The following is a 23,477-nucleotide window of genomic DNA, read 5'->3' as shown; positions in this document are numbered from 1 at the left end:
AATTACCTGGACGAGTTTTGTTACAAGCTCAACAGAAGATACTTCGGTCAAAAACTCTTTGACAGACTCATCATTGCTTCGATTTAATCATACTGGCAAGATTGCGGATATACATATATCTTAATTTTAAAAATGAAATTTCCCTTTATGGAAAACTCAAAGAACCTTCAATCTCCTTTTCTAGTACCACTTCCGGGCGAGTCCAGAGCTTCAGGGGATCTCCATTTCTGGGAAAATTCTGATTTATTTCCAGAAGGAATTCAGCGTTGTTTTTGGATCTCAAATGTAGCTGCAGATGAAACACGAGGAAACCATGCACATTGGAAGGAATCTCAGGTTTTAGTTGCACTCACAGGAAAGCTTTTAATAGAAATCGATTCAGCTCTTGGAGATAAATTTTCCTTCAGCTTATCTTCACCTGGGGAAGGGCTTTTTATTCCACCGCTGCATTGGACAATTGTTAGGTTTTACCCTAAATCTGTTCTTTTGGGAATGTCTGACAAGCAATTTTCTGAAGAAGATTATATAAGAGACAAAGATTATTTTGAAACGATCAGGAAACGATAGCATTAATTCGACGCCAATAAAAGTTCTACCATCTGGAATAATTCAGAAGGATTATTTTCTTTCTAATCTCGCCAAGGAAGGTTTTGTCCAGTTTTTGGATTTTCAGCTCGAGAAAAAAGGTAAAATCAAAATTTCCATTTCAATAGCAATTTCATCGGATGGCCATGCTGTATCTATACCTAGAGCTCCCTTTGGGGGATTTTGGTGTGCGAAAAATGTGAATTCGGTTACAATAGAAAACTTTATTAATAATCTTCAGACCGAGTTGAAACGTCTTGGAGTAATGCATCTAAAGCTTACACAAGCTCCAAAACCTTATGAGCCCTTTTCCGATTTAATTAATTATTTGCTCTTCAAGTTGGGATTCAATCAAGCAAACATCCTTAGTCATCATTTGTTTATTGGGACAAAAAGTATCAAAAAGTTCCTTCGCAATGAAGCTCCCAAAATCCAAAAAAAACTACAAACTTCAGCACTCTCTATTTCTCATGGAACTATTGCTAGTTTTGAGTTTTTAAAGAAGATCAAACTATGGAATTCAAGAAAAGGATATCAAGTTGGATTAGATGAAAATCAATTGATCAATCAAGTTTCAGAATTTCCGGATAGGTATTTTTTAATTCAACTAGACAGCCGAGAAGGTGCTGTTGGATATGCTTTGGCAGTGAAACTTACTTCAAATTCTATTTATTATTTTCTTTCAGCAATAGATACATCCAGCATGGTCAAAAATGGAGGAGACTTCTTGCTATACGAACTTTTTTTGCTTGCAAAGGAACAGAAAGTTGACTTTATTGATTTAGGTTCTTCAGATATCGAATCTGGAGCTAATCATAGTCTGATGTTTTTTAAATCCAGATTTTCTAACGATATCAGCAACAAAATCACTTGGGAAAAGAATTTAAATGAAAATTTCTGACCGTGTTACGATAATTTGCATTGCATACAATCATGCAAAATGGATTGAAGAGACACTGGAAAGCGTCCGGCTTCAAGATTATTATTCCAAAGAACTCATTATAATTGACAATGGAAGCACGGATGGAACTCCAGAAATCATCAAAAAATGGGTTGCTCAAAGTGCCGGTAAACTTTCTGTAAAAACTATTTTCCAAACTGAAGAGTCTGGTTATTGTGGTTTATTCAATGAAACACTAGCCAATATCAACAGTCAATATGTTGTGGACCTTTCTGGAGATGATGTGCTGTACCCTGACCATTTATCCCTTTCTATTGATAAATTAAAACGGGCTCCTTACGCAGCTTTCGTTTATTCTGATGCGTATATTTTATCCCCGGATGGGGAGATTAAGACCTTTTATAAGAGATCAACTTCGGGGGAATTGGTAAATGAAATCATTCAGGGAGAGCTATACGAGACTCTGATTGATCAAAATTACATCTCCTCTCCGACGATAGTATTCAATGCTAAAATTCTTGAAAAAGCTGGCGGATATGATTCCAGCCTCTATTACGAGGATTTTGATATTCAGCTTCGTCTAGCACGAAATCACCCTATAGTATTTTCAGATCATATTGGAGTATTGAAGCGAAAGCACGCCGCTTCTCTTTCCTCAGCACAATATCAGCGCTACCAGTCAAAGATGCTTCCTAGTACCCTGATTGTTTGTAAAAAAATCAAACAGATGAATATTCATCCAGAAGAAGATAAAGCACTTGGGAGGCGTATACTCTATGAATTAAAGCATGCGCTCTGGTCAGGCAACTTTGAGCCGGCAGAAGGTTTTGTAGAGCTGGGCAAGGAAATTGGATTGAAAGGGTTGGAGTTTTTCTTTTATAAATTCTGGCTCAAACGAAGATTTGATTTCTCTTGGCTTTACGTGAAGATGACTTAATTATCCAACCGCCACTTCAATGAATGGAGGTTTTGAAAAATACTTTTCTCCAATACCTAGGATATCTTCCGCAGTGAAATTCTTAAGAAATTCCAGTTTTTGTCGATAATAGTTGAAGTCTAAATCCGAATAATGGACGGATTTATAACGATCTAGCAAATCAAAAGAGGAACTGAATGCGGATAACATTTGTCCAATCATGTAATTCCGAACTACCTCTAATTCATCTAATTCCAGAGGGACTGTTACAAGATTTTGTATTTCTAAATAGATTTGTTCTAAAACCTCTTTATAGAATACTTTTTGTACATCAGCACTGATTACCCAGTAATTGTAGTCTCCGATTTCTGCCAAACTACTGTGAATTCCATACGTGTGACCTTTATCTTCTCGTATATTTTTGATCAATCTTGAACCGAAATAGCCTCCAAGAATTGTGTTGAATACAGTTAAGGGGATAAAATCCTCATGACTTTTTGGAATGGACCATCCTCCAATTCGAATACTAGTTTGTACCGCATTTCCACGTGATTCTATTTCTCCAAGAGTTGAGCTGACAGGATTTGATATAGACTCGATAGTGGAAATCCGATTGGGAAGATTTTGAAATCCCAAAATAAGGTTTTGAAGTTCTGAAGGGTTCAAATCACCTGTCACAAAAACCTCGACTGAATTCCAAAGAAGATTTTTATAGTAGTCTAACAGAAGTCCAGCATTGATTTCATCTACTTCTTGCTCTCCGATTTCAGCCCCGAATGGATGTTCAAAACCGAATAGACTTTTCCGAAACAATTGGTTTGCTTTAGAAGCAGTTTTCTCATTATTAAGTTTAATCGATAGCTTTTGCTGAGATTTTCGCTTTTCAAGTGCGTCTTGAGGAAAATTGGCTTCAGTGAACAATTCTAAAAACATGGGTAAGACTTCGAAAAGATGCTTTTTAGTACTGATAAGCCCAAGTCCTTCCTGCGAATAGGATAAAATAGTATTAAGCCCTGAAGCATGAAAATCGAAGAATTCAGCTATTTCTTGACCAGTTCTTTTTGTTGTCCCTTCTTGAAGCATTTGAAGGGTAAAAGTTGGAATCAAGGAATGCTTAATTGAAAGGGAAACACGATTACTCTTTGAGATCACCTCGATTTTAACTGCATCAATGCCTGGAGTTCTTACAAAAAATAAGGGAGAATTATTTAAGAGAATAATTTTTTCCGGGGCTTCTAATTCAAAATCATCCGGAATTTTAAATTCAGGAGCTTTTGAGCGATCAAGAATCATCAGTTGTTTGGAATCGTGTATAAAAGGGAGAATCTGAGTGTCTCTGCCAATGGGTGATTTTGAGTTTGAGGTACTAAGTACGAAAAGTCGAAACCAAGCTTTTGTAAATCAAAGCCCACACCCATAGTGAAATATCTTCTTCCTCCTTTATTTGGGTTTTCGTAGAAATAGCCTGTTCGTAAGGAAAATTTTTCATCGTACGTATATTCTACACCGAAAGAGATCATAATCTCTTGCATTTCTTCGGAAAATCCACCGGGGGCATCAGCAAATGAACCAAACATCCCTGAAATTAATGGTCTATTTGGATCTTTTCCAGCCTGGATTATTAGATTTCCATTCTCATCTGTCTCCAAAGAACCATCTTCATTCGTAGCATAAATTGGTGGCGTTGGTACCAATAATTTATTGAAGTCTAAAGCAAAAGTGATGGTGTTAACAGGATCTAATTCAAGAGAATAAGCAGTTCCAATTCTTAAATTGGTTGGAATGTAATCCAAATCATCTGCTGAATTATAAGTGATTTTAGGGCCAATATTTGAAATACTCACACCCCATGAAAAATTACCTTCCTTGGATCCTGAATAAATCGGTTTGGAATAATAGAGACCCACATCAGTACCTACACTAATTCCAGGTCTTCCTTCAGAGCCACCTACTGAAGAGATATTTCCCGAAAGATTTGAATGAATAAATCTTGCTGAAATACCTAATCCTAGGGTAGAAGATAATTTTCTAGAATAGGTTCCGCCTATGGCTATATCTCTTGGGTTAAATTCTCCTAATTCGTTTCCAAATTCGTCAGTCAGTTGAATATCACCCATATTGAAATACCTGAGATCAAATCCAAACGCAGACACTTCATCAATCCTAAAAAAACCTGTTAAATAACTTAGGGACATGTCATTGACAAGTTTCCCTAACCAAGGTGAATATGAAAGAGAAAATCCCATTTGATCATCAACGAATGCTAGTTTGCCAGCATTCCAATGAGCTGAACTTGCATCAGGAGAGGTGGCGACACCTACATCACCCATTGCGGAATGTCTTGAATCTGGGGCGAAATTTAAAAAAGGAACAGCCGTAGTGATTACTCTTCGATCCGGATCCTGGCCTGAAATAATGACACTGTTTTGGGCATAGGTGGACATATTAGCCAGAATGAAAACTGCAAGGAATAGGTTTATCCTAATAAGAATGGCTATTTTTTTCATTGAATAACAATTTTTCCACTTACCATATCAGATGAATTTTCAATTTCTGACTGAAGTGTTAACATGTAAATATAAGTTCCTTTTGCCGGATATTTCGTTTGACTTTGGGAAAAAATCCATGTCAAACCATTAATTAAAGCATCAGCTTTGACTAAACGATCACTTTTTGTAAATAGTATTTGACCATTCAAATTGTAAACTGAAAGTGTTAGCAGTAAGTTTTCACCGGGCCTATTATGCTCAATAATAAAATTGCTCTCAGTCACAGTTGGGTTCGGAAAAGTCAAGTGTCGAGTGATTTGTAATCTCTCACTCCCCGTAATTCGAATTTCTTTTTCTAAAACACTTGCATTTCCTAGGTTATCCCAAGCCAGGAAAGTCACTTTATTTTCACCTTCTTTAAATCCCGGTAACATAAGATTTACTGTTCCATTTTTAAAAGATCCAGCCTCGGCTAAAAATAGATTATTTATAGGCTGGGGTGGGTTGTCATTAACTTGTACCTGAAGTAGTTCGCTTGGTTTTAGATTTGAAATATTAATACCACTTTCATCAGAATATGAAACAAAAAGTGGAATAGTGGTAGATGCGAAAGTAAGTTTAGGATCATTTTTTTCTCCGAAAATAGGTGATATAATTGGCCCTTGCTGGTCCAATGGCTTTTGTGATAATTCTCCTCCTAGTATAGGACTACTTTCTCCATAAGCTTCCAATAAGCTCATTCTTTCTTTACCAATGATTCTAAACCTTCCTTTCCCAAACTCAGGATTACTATTTTTTGGGATAATCAACTCTCCTTTCATTTTCCCTGAACTGATCAGTCCAGCTCCTTGAAAGAGTAAAACAGATTCCTCCTTGAATGTGGTAGGGGCACTTTCATCACCAAGTGTGTTTACACTTTCGGGTTTGTCGCGTAGTTCAATCTTGTAATCTCCTTCGAAATTCGCCTCTATGGATTTGCTGGAAGGATTGATTACTTGAGCTTCAAACTCTAGGACTTGATAGATGGAAAGTGTATCTAATTCTTTCCCTGAGTCAGGATTTTTGAAGGATGTGAATTCAATAGTAAAATTAGGTGCAGCCAAGCGCATACTTGGGTCGCCCAGTAAACTGAAATTCCGATTTAAAGGACCATTTAGACTTTGATTTTTGGTCGTTTTGAAAATAGAACCGAGATCCTGATAAATCCCATTTTCTTTTTCAAATACAGTAGCCATAAATGCCTCATTAAGTGAAAAGTTTACGCTACTGAAAACCGGTCTTCCCGTCGTTAAAAGTCCAATAGCACCTTTATTTGCAACAGTTAAGAGTTCCTCGGCCGCAGATCTAATAAACGGGCTATCATGTCTTCCGAATTCACAGGTAGCAGTTACCCACAAAGCAAGCTTTTCTTGGTTTGCCCAATTTTGAATATCGGAAACCAAAAAAATTTCCTCTGCAGTCAATGTTGTCTCATTTCCATGTCCTACGTAGTTGAGAAAAAGTGTCCCTTCTTGAAGCTGCATTTCCAAAGCCTTTTTTGTTTCAGGTGAGGACTGCCTTTCTTCATTTGAAATCTGCGGGAATCGATCTAGGTAGAGTTTATTTTGTTTGAGTTCCGGAGCTATTTCACTTATTGTGGATGCATGTGCTTCCGAATCACGCAAGTGTATATTGTTGTCCCCATCATCTGCCAGAAAGGTTACAGTTCGTTTCCAATCTCCAGGAGCTGGATTCTCTTCATATTTGATAATTTTATTTACAACAATGGCTGCTTCTTGAGTCGTAATGACCGGAAGCCTCCCTACTCCGATTTGCATTATCTCATCGCCAGCGCGACTTTCTTCCCAGATTCCCTGACCCCAGCCGATCAATCCGAAATAATCATCTGAACTAAATGTAGCCAGCGGATTTAGACTATTCTGGCTGGTATATATCGGTACCAAATTCGGTCTTCCACCAAGCTTCCCTTTGTAGTCAAAAGTTCCTTTGCCAAGAATCAGGACGTTTTTTAAATTCTTACCCTTGTGAAAATGCCATGAGATCAGATTTCGAACCGCATTGAGATCATTGTTGCCATATCCAAATGAATCATAAACCTCATCCAGATAAACCACTTCTGCAAAGATTCCTCTTGCCAGCTTGTGTACTCGGAGTTTCTCAGCCGAATTTGAAAAAATCTTCGGGGAAATTATTAGCAACTCAGGCCACGATTCCTGATTCCTCAGAGACAAGTTTGCAGGGGATAGTTCTTGGATTGAAAGCGGCTCATTTGGGTTAAAAACAACTATTTTTTGAGCTTCAAACTTATTTCCAGAAGAAAAATCCAATTGTATTGGATTATGGAAATCACTGATTTCCCAAACAGAAAGTTCTTGAGCAGGCTGTATTGTTCTTTTTTCTTTTGAAGATTTTGAAAATACGCCTTCTTTCATCCCAATGCTAGCTACCGGTGCTCCAAATCCCAAATACTCAAAGTACCCAGAGGCATTTACATCTGAAGATTCAAAAGTAATTCGAACGCGATCAATTTTATTTCCAGCTGGAATAAAATCTTCTGTTATTGAATTTTCTCGTCCTTTTACACCATAGGTACTGGAAGGAATAGGCGCAAAATCGGCTGAGGAGACAATTAAATCATCGACTGCTAGTTTTAAACTAGATGTTGAAAGTGATTGACTCATTAAAATTGCGCTCAATTTCCAAGTGGAATCAAAATCACTTTGCAAAGGAAAAGCATACCCTCTGGTCACTCCTGGAGCAAGCGATCTGGAATACCATACTCTTCCCGAGTTCAGGATATTATTTTCTTCCTCTTTTAGAAAGGACCACTCATAAAAAATTGCCGGAGATTCATCAGCGATTTCTCCTTGAATGGATTCTATCCTACGGGGAGATGGAGTTTTTGAAATTAGAAAACTGAGAGAATCACTAAATAAATGATGGTTATAGTTCAACCCTTCAGATTCTGAATAGGAATAGGTATGAGGCGAGGAAAGATAAAAATAGAGTTTCCCGTCTTTTTCAAGAGCGGGGATTTCTTGAAGTTCCAAGAAGCTACTATCAACTAATTGAGGAAGCATACCTTGATATCCAAAAACAGAAACTTCAGAAATACTTGAAGCTCCAATCAATCTTGCCTGATCCTGTGATAGATGGTAAACACCTTCCTTTGATATCTTGAATTTAAAAAATTGGGACTGCGCGTTGGCATTCAAAAGAAGCCAAAAGGCCAAACCCGTTAAAATTAGTTTAGTGTGAAAGCCGGTCATTGCCGTTTTTTGCCATTTTCGATGATTGATAAACCTATATACGCCAGAATTATAATAGGGATACCCGCTAAACCAAAGGGGATGATCAATCCCAAACTTACTAGAATAAGAATATAACGAAAGACATTCTGTGAAACGGAAAAGTTTTTGAATTTTAGCGCAATCAGGGGTAGTTCTAAAATCAATAAAATTGCCATCACCCAAGCTACGCTTACTAAGATAAATGGAGAAGTAAGCCAAACTCCTATTTTGGGCCAAGCAATAGCAAAATAAGGGAGCGTACTGATGAATAGTGCGTTGGCAGGAGTGGGTAGTCCAATGAATTGGTCTGTCTGTCGCGTGTCAATATTGAATTTTGCTAGCCTATACGCAGAAAGCAACGGGATGATTAAGGTCAAATAAGGAAGCCAATCGGTATCTGATTCAGCCTTTACCATCTGAAACAAAATGAAACCAGGCAACACACCAAATGAAACTAAATCGGCTAGGGAATCTAACTGTCTACCAATTTCACTAGGTACTTTTAGAATTCTTGCCGCGAAGCCATCAAAAAAATCGAAGCCTGCACTAGTGAGGATAAAATAAGCTCCAGAAACAATTTGTCCTTCGAGCACCCAGATAATTCCAATTACTCCAGAAAGGAGATTAAGAAGGGTAAACGCATTTGGGATATGTGATTTTAGATTCAAGATTTAGCTGATTTGCCTACGAATGGATTATTTATTTTTTCAAAGCCGATGGTAGTCTCAGGACCATGTCCTGGATAAATAATAGTCTCTTCGGGAAGTGTGAATAACTCTGATTTTATTTTTTGAAGAAAAAGATCATGGTTTGCGCCTGGAAGATCAGTTCGCCCGATACTACCTCTAAACAGGGTATCACCGCCAATAGCGCGATTTGAATCTTCATGGTAAAAGACCAAGTGGCCGGGCGAATGCCCGGGTACAAATAGGATAGAAAGCTTCTCTTTTCCAACTTGGATGGATTTACCCTCTTCCAAATAGTAATCTGCTTCAGCCGATTCATATTCTTTAAAGCCATAGTTCGGTGCATAGACTTCTACAGATTTAAGAATAGGGATCTCATTTTGATGAATCCCAAGTTTTACACCAAAAGTTTTTTTGGCCCACGCATTTCCTAAAACGTGATCGATATGGCAATGCGTATTGAGCAATTGTGTCACTTTTAGATTTTCCCTGGAAATAAAGTCAAGTAAATCAAGTTGTTCTGCAGTACCAAAGCAGCCGGGATCGATTAGGGTTGCCTCTTTAGTCTCATCATAAATTAAATAAGTGTTTTCCTGAAAGGGATTGAAAGTAAAAGACTTGATTTTGAGCATAGCAATTGTAGGCGGTAGACGAGCAAAATAAGTAATTATACCTTTAATTTGGGGTATGAAAATTGATTTTTTACTTATTGGAGGAGGGATTGCCGGAATTAGTCTAGGCTACAGATTAAAAAAAGCCGGTAAAAAAATAAGAATATACGATCTCCCCGAATCAAATCAATCCAGTCGGATCGCAGCAGGACTTTATAATCCTGTAACAGGCCGCAAAATGGTAAAAACCTGGAAAGCGGATCAACTCTTTGCAGAGATAAAACCCTTTTATCAAGAATTAGAACTGCTGACTGGAAAAAAGTTTTTGATCGATCAACCTATTTATCGGCCGTTTTTATCAATTGAGGAACAAAACGAATGGATGGGACACAGTGCAGATCCTGGATTTTCCGAATTTTTGGAGCAGATATACTCAAGTAGTCAATCCAAAAATCTCTTTGATGTATTTGGTGGGGTCATGCTGAAAAATTCTGGTTGGCTTCAGATTCCAAGTTTTCTAGATGCGATGAATTCCTATTTCGAAGGGGAATTAATTCATGAAAAATTCGATGAGGAATCACTTATCTCAAATTCTGAAGGTTGGGAATACAAGGGTTTGAAGACAAATGCGTTGGTCTATTGTAATGGACTAGGATCCATGGATTCAAAGTTTTTTGGATACCTTCCCTTTGCCCCGGTTAAGGGTGAGCTATTAGAGGTCAAGCAATCTTTTGATCCTGATTATATTGTGAACAGAGGTGTTTTTCGGGTAAGTTTAGGGAATAATATCTTTCGAGTTGGCTCAACATATACCAAACATGATTTGGAAGAAGGGCCTACTGAAAGTGCTAAAAATGAGATTCTTGATCGCTTGAAGGAATTGGTTAATAGTCCTGTTGAAAAAATAGTAAGTCATAAATCCGGGATTCGTCCAGCCACTAGAGATCGAAAACCATTTTTAGGTAAACATCCTAAAGCCCAAAGCGTTTACATATTCAATGGATTTGGGGCTAAAGGAGTGTCACTTGTCCCATATTTCAGTAAATTGATGTCAGAGTTCCTGTTGGTCAATTCTCCAATAGAAAGTGAAGTGGACATAGCTCGTTATTTTAACTATATTTAAAATCATCTTTCAGCAATACGAATGCGATATTACCTGATCCGAATAGTCATTTTTGCCGGCCTATGGTTGAATTCTTTTTTCGTTCTTGCTCAGTTTGATCAAGAACGATTTGGTAAAAACAGACTTCAGCACCAGCAATTCGAATGGTATTTTTATACATCCAATAACTTCGAAGTTTATTATTATGATCGGGGTGGTGCAAATGCTAAAATGGCCATCGATTTCTTGGAGTCTGAATTTGACCGAATGACCCAGATGATTGGCTATGTTGCCTATACCAAGCCAAGAATTTACATATACAATTCACCCGAGGAGCTTTTACAAAGTAATTTGGGACTGAATAAGGAGCAGTTTAGTGAAGAAGGGCAAACTAATTTCAACCGACTAATTGCTGAAGTGTCCTACAAAGGACAAATGGACAAGTTTAAAGAAGATTTGATCTATGGTACTTCGAAGATTATCATAGAGGAAATGCTTTATGGATCATCTGCCTCTGATGCATTTCAATCCAATTTGATGAACTCATTTCCTGAATGGTATGTAGATGGCATTGCCCTCTATTTAGCTAAGGGGTGGAGTAGGGAGATGGATGATTACATCCGTCATTTTTTCCAAGAAGAGGAAAAACCCAAAATACTGAAATTGAAAGAGCGAGAAGCAGCTTTAGTGGGGCAGTCCATTTGGAATTATATTGCTGAGAAATACGGAAGAAGATATATTTCTAGCATTCTAAACTTATCTAGAATTAATAGAAATGAGGAAAACAGTATTGCAAATACTGTGGGATTGAATTATAAAACGTTTACAGAAGATTGGAAAAATTACTATTTGGCAATTAATTCTCAAATAAAAACATCTTTTAAAGACCTTAACAGATCATCTTCTATTGCAGAAACATTACCTCGTGTGATTGGTACTATCAACGATGTGAAATTTAGTCCTGATGGATTGAATCTTGCATATGTTATTAATAATGGGGGCAAATACAAAGTTCAGGTAAGAGATGTTTCAACAGGAGAGGAACGTACTATTTTCACGGGGGGGACAGTTTTAGAAGATCAGAATCCAAACTTCCTGTCTCCAGTTATTGCTTGGCGCGACTCCGCAAATATTGCGATTGCTTCCTTTAAAAGAGGAACCACTACACTTCGTCTCAGATCGATTGATGGCACTGCACAAGACAAAATATTTTTAAGAAACATTACTCAGATTCTTAGTTTGGACTTCAATTCTACCGGAAAGAATATGACCATTTCGGCTATTTCAAACGGAAAGTCTGATATCTATACCCTAAATACTAGAGGTCAGGGAAAGCGATTGACAAATGATCAGTTTGATGATCTGTCACCAATGTTTTTAAATGACTCCACCATTATTTATTCATCAAATATGAAAGCGGTTCCTGACTCATTAGTCGGGAAGCCTATTGATTTGAAAGAATATCCTGACTACTATAATCTTTATATGGCGCAGGTTACGGATTCTGTTCTTACTACTCAGCTGACAAATACAAATAGTAAGAATTTGGATCCCAGAAAAATAAATCCGAATACTATAGTCTACTTAAGTGATTTGAGTGGGATAAATAATTTGATGAGGTTAAATATTGGAAATCAGGTCTCGAATCAGATCTCTGCTTTTAATAAGAGTCTTGAAGCATTTGATGTAAATAGTCGAATGAATAAAATAGCTTATGCTGTTAGAGATGGCAGAGAGAGCTTTTTAATATTGGATAGTTTTTCGAACGCCGACCAGTTTACCCCAAGTACTCCAAGAGTGCAACTGGAACAGGCCAAAACCCTAAATGAACGATTGGCTGCAAGAAGACTGATAGAGGAACGGGAAGCAAGAGAAAAAGCTCCTTCACCTGTTGTATTAGCTCCCGCTGCATCTGAAAAACCAATTGTTCCCATAGATACAACATCTAAGAATAATACGACCTCTATTGATTTGAAACGCTTGAGTTTTGAATCAAAAAGAGGTATTGACACTGATAACTATACTTTTGATTCACTTCCTAATCCGACAATCGCGCGAGGGTCCAGTCAAGGTCAGGAAAATAAAGTAAACCTTTTGGAAACTTTCCGAAAGCAAAGTTTACAAAAAAGAGTATCTGGTCCTCGAAGGATGGAGCCTCAGTTTTTTATCAATAATGTGAATACCCGATTTGTGGTAGACCCACTAAGAGGGTTTGGTATCAATCTAACCGGGAAAATGACTGATTTATTGGATAATCATTCTTTTCATGGAGGAGTGATGACATCTCTTGATTTTAGATCTGGAGGAGATTTATTCTTTGAATATGAATATTTAAAAAGTAGGGTAGATTTCAGAGGTCGTTTTGATCGAAGGACTATACGTCTTTCTGAAGGAGATATTCCTCAACAGAAATATATTTTAACAAAAGTGGAAGCAGGCTTCTCTTATCCCTTAAATGCAAATACTAGGGTTACAGTTTCTCCATTTATAGCGAAGACTCAGTATCTCAATATTAATCCTGATTCTTTGATTTTTGGTACTGATCCTGATCAAAACACACTGGACATAAATTATGTGGGTGCGAAAGCGGAATTGGTTTTTGACAAAACCGAACAACTTGGTCTATATTCTCAGGCCGGATTCAAAGCCAAAATAGGTTATGCCCAATATGCTTCGGTAAATAATTCGAGTCGATCATTTAGTAACTTTTATGCTGATTTGAGAAATTACCAGCGAATTCATAAGAATATTATTTTTGCTTCCAGGCTATATGTTGGTTCGTTTATGGGGAATAATCCCCAAACCTACCTTGTTGGAGGTATGGATAATTGGCTATTCAATGATTTCTTCCAACCCCCATCCAATAGACCAGAACCGTCCCCAATTCGAAATCCAAATTGGGTAGAGAACTCGAATATTCTATTTGCAGATTTTGTTGATCTGAGAGGTTTTGATTACGATGAAATTAGGGGGCGTAATGTGATAACTTTTACTTCTGAACTTAGAATCCCTCTTTTCTCTTACCTGACGAGAGGAAATATTACTTCTAATTTTATTCGCAACTTCCAATTGGTAGGTTTTTATGATATCGGTTCTGCATGGGATGATTTTGCACCTTGGGAAAAAGTCAACGACCAGAATACCGAAATTATTGATACAGAAGGTTCTCCATTTACGATCACACTTAATAATTTCAATAATCCGTGGCTCCAAAGCTATGGTGCAGGCCTAAGAACGGTATTGCTTAACTATTATGTCAAGTTTGATGTTGCAAGACCTGTAAGAAATTATACCAATGAAGATTTGAAGTTCTATGTAACTTTAGGTTTCAATTTCTAATTTACACTATGATTAAATCCATGACCGGTTACGGTAATGCCGGCTTTGAAAATGATAACCTTATTATCCAGGTAGAAGTCCGTTCACTCAATTCAAAGTTTTTAGACCTATCAATTCGAAGCCCAAGACAGTTTACTGAAAAGGAGCTTGAGATTAGGAATCTTGCTCAATCTATTTTGGACCGTGGCAAAGTGAGTATCACAGTGGACTTTACAACCAAAGGATCAGTAGATCTTCCCGTAGCTATTAATGAAAGTCTTTTTCAACTTTTTTATCAGAAATACAAGGGGCTAGCAACTCTGGTCAATGAGTCCTCTCCGGATCTTTTCAAACTGGCATTACAATCTCCAAATGTAATATCTCAAATCACTACTGATGAGAAAGATGATGAAGGAGATTGGATAGCTGTAAAAAAAGTAATAACTGAAGCACTGAATAAGTGTGATTCATTTCGTCAAGATGAAGGAAATTCTCTTTTCGAAAAACTTATTGGAAACATCGATACCATCGCTGCTGGATTGGAGGAAATCAAACAAAATGAAGGAAATCGAAAGTCGAAAATAAAAGATAAAATCAGAAATCACTTTAATGAGTGGTTGGATGAAAATGCATTCGATGCAAACCGTTTTGAGCAGGAACTGATTTATTATTTTGAGAAATTGGATATTACCGAAGAACTTGTTAGGCTAGATACCCACTTGAAGTATTTTTCAAAATGTCTAAAAGAAGATACGCTCCAAGGAAAAAAACTTGGTTTTATAAGTCAAGAAATTGGTAGAGAGATCAATACAATTGGCTCAAAAGCAAATGATGCAGCAATGCAAAAACACGTTATTCATATGAAGGATGAACTGGAGAAAATAAAAGAACAGGCATTAAATGTTCTTTAATCTTTAGCTATTTTGCGAATAACTTTCCCTGCCGGTACGGCTAGGTATTTACCTTTATCAATAGCTATTTTCCCATTGATGATTACGTATTCGATTCCCTCTGGGTATTGGTGAGGATCTGTAAAGGTCGACTTGTCTATTATCCTTTCTGGATCAAATATGGTAATGTCGGCTTTATTTCCAACTTTGATCAATCCTCGATCGCTTAGAGCTAGCCGACCAGCAGATAGTCCAGTCATTTTATGGATGGCTTCTGAAAGTGAAATGATTTTCTTTTCTCTGACATAGTAACCAAGGACCCGGGGAAATGTCCCATAAGCTCTGGGGTGAGGCTGCCCATCACCAGGTCTTGAAAGTCTACCATCTGACCCGATCATCGTCATGGGGTGTTTCATAATTCGCTCCACGTCGCTCTCATCCATTGCATGATAAATAGTTCCTGTTCCACCATTGAGTTGGGCTTGAATGACTAATTCAGCTCCATTTTCAATTGTGGGATCCATACTTTCTCTCTCCACCCAATCTTGAAGAGTTTTACCTTCCAATGATTGATCCCACTCCACTCTAGAGAATTGAATCCGGTTGAGATCTTTTCCTCCTCTATCGTTTAGAATATTATAGATAATTCCCTTTTTAATGCTGTCTTTTAATACTGGGTTTCCTATTCTGCGTGCAAAATCACCGCCTTCCATTGCCCAACTTGGAATCAAAACACTTATTCCTGTATGGCTTGCAGTATAAGGATACTGATCCATCATAATGTCTAAACCTATCTTTCTGGCTGAATCTACCATTGATAGTGTTTTGGTACTCGCTCCCCACATTTTTACTCCAATTGCTTTATGGTGAGTAAGTACAACAGGGATCTGAGCTTCTCGAGAAATCAAAATCGCTTCCCTAACAGCGTCCAAAAGGCCCAATCCTTCTTCCCTCAAATGTGAAGTGTAAATTCCTTTCTCATTTGCGGCTACTTTAGACAATTCAATCACCTCATCTATTTTGGCAAAAGTTCCTGGTAAATACTTTAATCCAGTGGAAATCCCAAAGGCGCCTTCATTCATTGCTTGCTGTATATGCTTTTTCATTAATTCGAGTTCATCGCTGGTTGGTTCACGATCCTCAAGGCCCATGACCTCTTTGCGGATTGTGTTGTGACCGATTAAATAGGCAACATTAACCTCCAATCCCATTTTAGAAAGCGAATCCAAATAGCTCCCAAATGGCCATGGACTTCCGCCGTCTGGTCCTCCTAAAGCTAGTGTTACACCTTGTCTTACTAAACTTTCAGCCAATGGCATATCCATCAATGGTTCTAGGTGAGTGTGCATGTCTATAAACCCTGGAGAAATAGCCAAACCTTTTGCATCAATAGACCTAGATGCTATGGACGAACTTAGGTTTCCTATTGCAATGATTTGATCGTCTTTTATACCTAGATCAGCTTGGATTGGTTGGTTTCCGGTACCATCGTAAATTGTCCCATTGAGGATTAGAATATCAAAATCCAGATTGTTTTGTGAACAGTTTGTGAAAAAGAAGAATAGAAGAATCGAAATGAGAGTAGGTTTTCGCATTGGGTTGGTATCTCGTGTATTTCTAATTTAGATAAAAAAAAGAAGCTTTTATCAACAAATAAAAGCTTCAAATTTTTTAAGAGTAATAATTGAATCAATCCAATCGGAAGCGAATTGGCATTGTCATTCTTGATCTTACTGGTCGGTCCTTTATGATCCCCGGATTCCATGCAGGGGAGTTTGCTATTACCTTCATCGCAATTTCATCGCAACCTCCTCCAATTGATCTCAATACTTCAACATCTTCAATTGTGCCATCCGTATTTACTACAAACCGCACAATTACTGATCCCTCAATTCCCATTCGTCTCGCTTGACTTGGGTAAATGAGATTTTTCTTAAGATAGGCGTACCAAGCATCCATCCCACCTTTAAATGAAGCTTGAACTTCAACAAAATCATTAATCTCATCAGGAACTTCTAATGTTGGAGGGCCCTCCAAAATGACATCAATAACTGGTTTTTGCTCTTCAAAATCAATATCAATAATCATTTCAGTTTTTTTATTGATCTCTTCATTATCTGGTTTGATGATTATGTCTATGGGTATGATAGGGGGTGGAGGAGGAGTCTGAATCGTTATAGGTACATCCGGAATATCCCAAATTTCCGAGTTACCAGAGAAATCTTTGATTTTGAAATCTTCATATGCTTTCCATTCAAAAGCAACCAAAACTAGTGCAATGCTAACTACTAATCCCAAATTGGTAAGAGTAGAGGACCATCTCTTGAGATCCACACGAGGGTTTTTCTTTAATTCCATAAGAGTTTGATTTAGGTTGTGAAATACTACTCATAGAAATTAACCCAATGAAAAAGCGAAAACTAATTTGCTAACAAAAATTAACTAATTAAAAAGGTGTTAAAAAAAATTCACAAAAAAAAGACCTGATTTCTCAGGTCTCATTTTTAGCTTAGTTTGAATCGAATCGGCAATCTCATTCGAGTACGAACTGGACGTCCACGTTGTTTACCTGGTTCCCACTTAGGAGCCTCGCTTACAACTTTAATGGCTTCTTCGTCACAACCTCCTCCGATTCCTCGAAGAACCTCGACATCTTGAATAGAACCATCTGTATTTACTACGAATACAACGATTACTGTACCTTCAATACCCATTCGTCTTGCTTGAGTTGGGTATTTCAAATTCTTGGATAGATACTGATTCCAACCTGACATTCCTCCGGGAGGATTAGGTTGAGTCTCTACTACGTCAAAGATTTCATCAGCTTTTTCAACAACTGGTGCATCAGCGATTACTACCTCTTTGATTACAGTAGTCTCCTTAACATCCACGTCAAAGTTAACTTCAATTTTTTCTTCAATTTCAACCTCATCAGGAATCTCCTCGATGATTGGTTGCTCCACTGGCGGTGGCGGTGGTGGTGGTGGCTGCTCTGTGATAGGAATATCAAGCAATTCTTCGAAGTTATCAGTTACTTGACCGAGGTCCTTCAAAGAACCGCCATCAAATGACTTCCACTCGAAGGCGGCAAGAGTTAATCCAACAGCTACAGCCAAACCAAGATTCAGGAACATTCCTGATTTTCTGGTAAGATCAGCGCTGGGAGTCTTTTTTGCTTCCATGATGAGTTTGGTTTATACTGGTTAATTTTTGTCTAATTCGGAATAACAATTGTAATAATTATAACGCATTAATCCAAACCGATTTTGTTTGTAGGAATCTTAAAATATGCTAAGAAACCTAAAATTCCACCTATTTCATTGACAATCATATCCATAATGTCAAAAGTTCTGTTTGGAATATAATGCTGAAGGCTCTCTAAAACTATTCCTGCCAAGACACCGAATAAAATGAAATTGAAAATCAATCTTTTTCGATTTTTGGAAACTTCAGATTTTTTGATCCCAACTCCCGTCCAAAGGAAACTAAGACCGGAAAAGCAAATTAGGTGTATCAGCTTATCTTGAAGATCGAAATAGTTTGCATCTGGAAGTTGGTTACCAGGAGTAAGCATAGCTATTGTTATGATTACCAGCCAACTAATCGCAAGAACTGTTCGGAGCACTTTTCGATTTAATTTCCTACTAGCTCTGCGTAATCAGATGCTGAAAGTAGATCACTTGGAAGATCACCAGAGATTTTAACTTTGATCATCCACCCATCTCCATAAGGAGATTCGTTTACTAATTCAGGATTATCCTCAAGTTCTGAGTTTAATTCCAGAATTTCTCCAGAGACAGGCATGAAAAGATCAGAAACAGTTTTTACCGCTTCTACTGAGCCAAAGACTTCACCGGTCTCGAGAGCATCTCCGATAGTTTCAACTTCTACATAGACAATATCTCCCAATTCGCCTGCAGCGAATTCAGTGATTCCGATAGTTGCTACATCACCATCTATTTTTACCCACTCGTGGTCTTTGGTGTACTTTAATTCTTGAGGAAAATTCATTTGTTTGAAAATTTATAAGAAGTCAAAAATAGCAGGATTAAAGTAAGTTTGAAATCTATTGAGATAAATTAAATCGTAATTGTCCACCGAATGAAGTCGATGCTCGCTTGTATGCAGTTGTTACTCTAGGATCATTAATCGTACGATCAAAATAGAAAGTTAAATTCAGGTTCTGATTGATCAGATAGCTTACTGTTGGTCTGATTTGTATACTTAGATTTCCATTAGTGATGGTACTTGCTTCCTCAATTTTCCGTTGTATGGTTCGAGTATCTACCAAACGTGTATCCATACGGAATTGAAGGTCATTTTTTAAAACAGTTTGCCTTCCTTGAATTTTGAAAGGAATCTTCATTCCAGCTTTGATGTAACCTATGTTGATACCAATGTCGCTGCTTCGCTGTTCAGTAACTTGTGAATTAGAAAAATTAAGGCCCAGGTTCCGTTCCTTATTGTAGTTTATCGCAATATTCAATCGATCTTTTGTCAAAAGGTCGATTCCGATCAAAGGACTAAATCGTTCAGAAAGTACGACCTGATTTAATACATAGATTGGAATGAATTGTCCGGATTCATTCACTTCTGTAGGAACTGGAATATTTTGTAGTGTATTGTATAGTTCTAATCCGCGCTGGTATTGAAGTGAGTTAGAGAAGTTGCTTGCATCATAATTAGATTCGTAAGCATGGGTGATATTAATGCTACTAAAGATATCCTTCAATCCATTTAATCTTGAAAGGCCTCGATAGTCCAGTCTCCAATTTGGTAATGGGGTTTTTGGAAATGGGTTTAAATTTATATCCGATGCACTCTTACCTCTATATGCAGCTATAAAAGATGGAATTAGTACATCTTGACCATTTAAGGCATATTCTCCTCCCGTGATTTGACCATCTAGTCTTGATTTAATGATTGCTCGATTGTTTTCAAAATCGGTAAAAAGTGGAGATACATTGTCGAAATCATCACGACTAAATGTCGTACCTATCATAATCGTAGAGATACTGTAAGCTCCAATTCTATTTGGACTGATCGAAAGATACTCTCCAGGATTATCAGCAGAGTTTCTGAAAATCTCTTGGTAGTCTCCTATTTCCCGTTTGGTAGCATTGAGTGTTATTCGGAAGTCCTGAAAAGGCTCAACAATACTACCAAATTTCATATTTACGACTCTATTTTGAGAGAATGGCTGTGTCAATTCAGCACTGGGCGCCATTATTCCAGCATTTGCGAAATCATTCCGAATAGTTGGATCTTGAGATCCGAATAAGAATCCCAATCCAGGGTTATTAAATGCCCGGTCCATTCCTAACAAACCGGTATTTGGAAGGTATCCAGGAAGGAATGTCCCTTCGATTTTCTCTACGCTAAATGTGAATTCTTTGACCATCATTAGCGCTTTAATGATTTTATTGGTAAAAGGTGTGCCTATTGTGTCTTCTGCGTTAATGCTTTCTCTTCCTGGAATACTAGGCCGCTTAGGAGTATTCAGTGCGGCAAGCTTTTTATTCTTGTTATATAGTTTGACAAGGTCTAATTTCCCTATAATTGATTGATCCCGTGTGTTTTGTATAGCGTTACCCAAGGTGTCTTTCTGGCCAATCGCACCTGTCATCCAAGTATAGGTTGTCCCATATTTGTATTCCGCACGAATCCAATCGGTAAGTGGAGATTTATCAAACGGTACAGTATAATTCAGTGTCGCATTTTGGTTATAATTTGTTCGTCTTCCAAACCTCCAGAAATTAGTTCGTACAGAATCGGATTTCTGTTCGGTATCCAAATCCCCTTGAGGTTCATCTACCACGGCAAGCACACTAGCTGTATAATCCACACGTAGATTTTTTGTCAAATCCCAGTTGACCGTATAGAACCGATTCATAAAAAAGCTCTTCTGGAAGAGTGGATCAACTCCTGAAGTTCCCAATTGATCATTTCTATATTGAGATCTCAAAAACCGTCGATCTACATCGAGGCGTGCCAAAACTAAAGTCGGAGACAAATTCAGATTAAAATCTTTAATCAGCCTCAAATGTGGAGAATTCAAGAACTCTGAATTCTTGAAAGGTTCAATACTCCATGGCTTTGGCTGAAAACTATAGGTGATATTACCTCTATAAGTTTTGAAATTATAGTCTTGGATTTGTGCGTTTGTCTGTGTGATAGTCCCGTAAGCATAGGAAAGCGAAAAATTGCTAATATCGAAGAATCTGCTTTTAGCATCAGGGTTAGTTTTTATTTTCCTGACGTTGTTGAAACTGATATTTTTTCTGTCTAATTGGTCTAGTGCAATTTCACGATAGGCCTCTCGTTGGGCATCAGTTTCAAATTTTTGCAAAGCAACCTCAAATGGAACATCCGGATTTAAAGGATCATACTCTGGCTTGGTTGTTGAGTTTTCGATACTGAAGTAGAAAGGAATACTTACGCCAAGAGCTTCAGGCAACAATTTATGAATGTCTACATTGGTGGAGATATCATATTGTGTTGTAGCAGTTCTTGATCGCTGGGAAAGCCTTGTTTCTAATCCTCCAAATCCAATTGAATTATGACGAATTGAGGCAGACACCACAGCCACATCTGCAATTTTTGCATTCAATAAGGCATTGGCAGCCCAGCCATTTGATTTGGTAGCACCAGTTACTCTGAGCTCATTTGCCCAAATACAAACACTTCTACTTCCACCACCATTTAGGCCTGGATTTCTCACACCGATCATCGAAGATTGAGAGAGGGATAATTCAGGTCTTCCAACTACCGTAACCTTATATTGTCTTATTTGCTGAGAAAAAGGAAGATTGAGGGGCACTTGATTATTGTCTCTGGCAACTTTTACACCTACAATTTCTTGGATTGCAATGTCAATTTCATTTTCCAAGGGCCAAATCTGTCTCGGGTCCCGAGTGCCTTTTGGAGTGATAGTTAAAGGGACTTCAATCTCATAGTAGTTGTCTGTATAGTCAGTTCCTAATCGCAGAAATGCAGTAATCTCCCCATCCAATGCATCTTCACTGTCAGCGTGAAGGAACATTTTGATTCGTTCAAACTGCACCAAATCTAAAGGGACATTTTTAAATACCGCTCGGGCATCTTTTGCTTGAAGATCTTCTACGCATACTCGAAGTGACTGCTCATTAAGTCTTCGCTCTACTGTAGAAGTATTGTCACGATCCCGTATGATTCCCGGAGGGAGTACATATGGACTTTGAGTGGCACTTCCTTGACTGTTTTCCTCAATTCCGACTACATCTACGGTCACGTTTGAATTGTCAGGCTCTGGTATTTCGAAAAAACCTCTTTCAAAAAGAGACTCTTGGAAGACTCGCCATTGACTTCCGACCATTCGGAAATTTGCCATCCTCATGACTACCGGCTGTTCAAAATCAGTTAAATACGTACGAATCCATCGGATTGATTTGAAGCCTGTTATATTTCCTTGAACTCGGTCGGGTTGCCGCACAGGGATTCTGATCAGATACCAATCCACACTTTCACCTGCCTCGACGTGAGTGACTTTATCTACTATATAATTCCTGCCTACTTCCAATTGCCCAGGTCGAAGATCTAACTCATACTCGTAATAGTTTTCAAGTTCGTTTATAGTATTGTCGGTATTCAAATCCTCATTGTCTGGGAGGTTGGAGCCAGATGGTGTATAAGGGAGGTTTTGGTTTGCAGTAACTGGAGTATTTTGCTCCATTCCATTGAATTTCTTGTAGCGCTCCAGAATTTTTACATTGTTCTCATCAAACCTTTCATCAAGGTAATACTGAAAAAAGTCTGCGGAGACATCCTGCTCAATTGCATTACGAGCTTCCTGCGAAACGGAAATTCGATCTAAAAATCTACTTTTGAAGTAAGCTGGTTCATCTTCATTTTTTAACCCATCAAAACCTACATCTTGATTTATTCGAGAGGTCTCTGAGTTATCGAAAGCAGGTAGTAAAAATTGTTCTCTAGTGATTCTTCCCCATTCATTACTTCCGGTTTCTGCAGGGTCGCCATCTGCCGGTAGACCATTTTCAAAAGCATGCCTTCCATCCTTCATCACATCTTCTGAGATATCACCCAAGTTGATGAACATTTTCCCTCCGGTAGTATTGTTTTGATTGAATACTCCATCTAAAACTCGTCCATTTTCACCTTCGATAAAAGGGTCTAAAAGCCAAAATTCCAGATAGTCAATATTGGTTCTGTCAAAATCTACTTCAGTAGTAATTGCACGGGTAATGGCACCATAGTTTCGTTTTGGATTTGGTAAGAAGCCGTCAAAAGTCAAGTTCGGATTGTAATTATACATTCCTCGTTCACTTGGGAAAAAGGCAAATTCAAATAATGGTTCTGGAGTAATGATAACTTCCCTGTCTTGCTGAGGGAAAATCTCCTGAGGGAGAACTCTCCGTACATAATGATTTCTTCTGTCTTCCCGGGTGATATTACTTGGGACTCCAGGTCCGTTTTCTCTGTAAAAAATATTATCGATGTTATACCAAGCTACTCTTGCTCTTCTATATGTTGCTCCTAGGTTGTCTTCAGTTAGATTACTAAGGTCAAATCGATTGTCGTTGGTAGCAGGAGTAGAGCCTAATTTCCAGTTTTGATTGGCTGCTCCACCCAGATTAAAAGGGGTTACTGCTGCCTCAAAGTCATCAATATAGGATGCTTGCTCACCATTTAC

17 protein-coding genes are annotated in these 23,477 nt (G+C 38.0%); 6 read left to right on the top strand and 11 right to left on the bottom strand.

Translation table 11 applies throughout. From position 1 onward, the window contains the following. Positions 1-147 precede the first annotated feature (147 nt). The 3 genes from P8O16_RS04425 to P8O16_RS04415 are packed head-to-tail and all read left to right on the top strand — an operon-like array spanning position 148 to position 2,423. Complete coding sequence (locus P8O16_RS04425; RefSeq protein WP_300311266.1) at positions 148-567, top strand: FdtA/QdtA family cupin domain-containing protein; 420 nt, start codon at positions 148-150, stop codon at positions 565-567. Next, positions 545-1,486, top strand: coding sequence for a hypothetical protein (locus tag P8O16_RS04420; RefSeq protein WP_300311265.1), 942 nt, complete (start codon positions 545-547; stop codon positions 1,484-1,486). Before P8O16_RS04425 ends, P8O16_RS04420 begins: the two co-directional genes overlap by 23 nt. After that, positions 1,473-2,423: a glycosyltransferase gene (locus P8O16_RS04415; protein WP_300311263.1), complete on the top strand. Its 951-nt coding sequence runs from the start codon at positions 1,473-1,475 to the stop codon at positions 2,421-2,423. Before P8O16_RS04420 ends, P8O16_RS04415 begins: the two co-directional genes overlap by 14 nt. Here the strand turns inward: P8O16_RS04415 and P8O16_RS04410 are convergent, their stop codons facing one another. From P8O16_RS04410 to P8O16_RS04390, 5 genes are read right to left on the bottom strand one after another with little or no spacing between them, the layout of a single operon-like run. Continuing rightward, positions 2,424-3,695, bottom strand: coding sequence for an insulinase family protein (locus tag P8O16_RS04410; protein WP_300311261.1), 1,272 nt, complete (start codon positions 3,693-3,695; stop codon positions 2,424-2,426). After that, entirely contained in the window at positions 3,695-4,909 is a 1,215-nt protein-coding gene (porV, locus tag P8O16_RS04405; RefSeq protein WP_300311259.1) for a type IX secretion system outer membrane channel protein PorV, read from the bottom strand. The genes P8O16_RS04410 and porV overlap by 1 nt, the downstream gene beginning before the upstream one ends. Beyond that, complete coding sequence (gene porU / locus P8O16_RS04400; RefSeq protein ID WP_300311257.1) at positions 4,906-8,160, bottom strand: type IX secretion system sortase PorU; 3,255 nt, start codon at positions 8,158-8,160, stop codon at positions 4,906-4,908. Before porU ends, porV begins: the two co-directional genes overlap by 4 nt. Continuing rightward, positions 8,157-8,849 (bottom strand): CDP-diacylglycerol--serine O-phosphatidyltransferase, encoded by a 693-nt coding sequence (pssA, locus tag P8O16_RS04395; protein ID WP_300311256.1) that lies wholly within the window; start codon positions 8,847-8,849, stop codon positions 8,157-8,159. Before pssA ends, porU begins: the two co-directional genes overlap by 4 nt. Next, on the bottom strand, positions 8,846-9,499 hold the full coding sequence (locus P8O16_RS04390; protein ID WP_300311254.1) for an MBL fold metallo-hydrolase: 654 nt from the start codon (positions 9,497-9,499) through the stop codon (positions 8,846-8,848). The genes pssA and P8O16_RS04390 overlap by 4 nt, the downstream gene beginning before the upstream one ends. A gap of 55 nt (positions 9,500-9,554) precedes the next feature. Here P8O16_RS04390 and P8O16_RS04385 point away from each other — a divergent pair, with 55 nt between their 5' ends. Genes P8O16_RS04385 through P8O16_RS04375 form a run of 3 tightly spaced genes read left to right on the top strand, consistent with a single transcriptional unit; the run spans position 9,555 to position 14,809 of the window. Beyond that, a complete protein-coding gene (locus tag P8O16_RS04385; protein ID WP_300311252.1) occupies positions 9,555-10,601 on the top strand; it encodes an FAD-binding oxidoreductase in 1,047 nt (348 codons plus the stop codon). Positions 10,602-10,622: 21 nt separating this feature from the next. Further along, a complete protein-coding gene (locus P8O16_RS04380; RefSeq protein WP_300311250.1) occupies positions 10,623-13,919 on the top strand; it encodes a biopolymer transporter Tol in 3,297 nt (1,098 codons plus the stop codon). A gap of 8 nt (positions 13,920-13,927) precedes the next feature. Further along, complete coding sequence (locus P8O16_RS04375) at positions 13,928-14,809, top strand: YicC/YloC family endoribonuclease (protein ID WP_300311248.1); 882 nt, start codon at positions 13,928-13,930, stop codon at positions 14,807-14,809. On the opposite strand, the gene P8O16_RS04370 is transcribed toward P8O16_RS04375, so the two are convergent. From P8O16_RS04370 to sprA, 6 genes are all read right to left on the bottom strand, one after another. Then, positions 14,806-16,383, bottom strand: a complete 1,578-nt coding sequence (locus P8O16_RS04370; RefSeq protein ID WP_300311246.1) for an amidohydrolase family protein — start codon at positions 16,381-16,383, stop codon at positions 14,806-14,808. The two genes, P8O16_RS04375 and P8O16_RS04370, sit on opposite strands and share 4 nt — an antisense overlap. A 94-nt stretch (positions 16,384-16,477) precedes the next feature. Further along, positions 16,478-17,146, bottom strand: a complete 669-nt coding sequence (locus tag P8O16_RS04365; protein WP_300311244.1) for an energy transducer TonB — start codon at positions 17,144-17,146, stop codon at positions 16,478-16,480. 146 nt (positions 17,147-17,292) lie between these two features. Beyond that, positions 17,293-17,970 carry an energy transducer TonB gene (locus P8O16_RS04360; RefSeq protein ID WP_300311242.1) on the bottom strand — a complete coding sequence of 226 codons (678 nt, stop codon included), beginning with the start codon at positions 17,968-17,970 and terminating at the stop codon, positions 17,293-17,295. A gap of 68 nt (positions 17,971-18,038) precedes the next feature. Further along, positions 18,039-18,413, bottom strand: coding sequence for a VanZ family protein (locus tag P8O16_RS04355; RefSeq protein ID WP_300311240.1), 375 nt, complete (start codon positions 18,411-18,413; stop codon positions 18,039-18,041). Positions 18,414-18,421: 8 nt separating this feature from the next. Beyond that, complete coding sequence (gcvH, locus tag P8O16_RS04350; protein WP_300311238.1) at positions 18,422-18,799, bottom strand: glycine cleavage system protein GcvH; 378 nt, start codon at positions 18,797-18,799, stop codon at positions 18,422-18,424. A 55-nt stretch (positions 18,800-18,854) separates the two neighbouring features. Then, a partial coding sequence (gene sprA / locus P8O16_RS04345) for a cell surface protein SprA (RefSeq protein ID WP_300311236.1) occupies positions 18,855-23,477 on the bottom strand: 4,623 nt, incomplete at its 5' end.

It is taken from the genome of Algoriphagus sp., assembly GCF_029254265.1.
In the GTDB taxonomy this organism is placed as follows: domain Bacteria; phylum Bacteroidota; class Bacteroidia; order Cytophagales; family Cyclobacteriaceae; genus Algoriphagus.
Note: the sequence above shows the minus strand (reverse complement) of the source record. Positions and strands in the feature narration are given on the sequence as shown.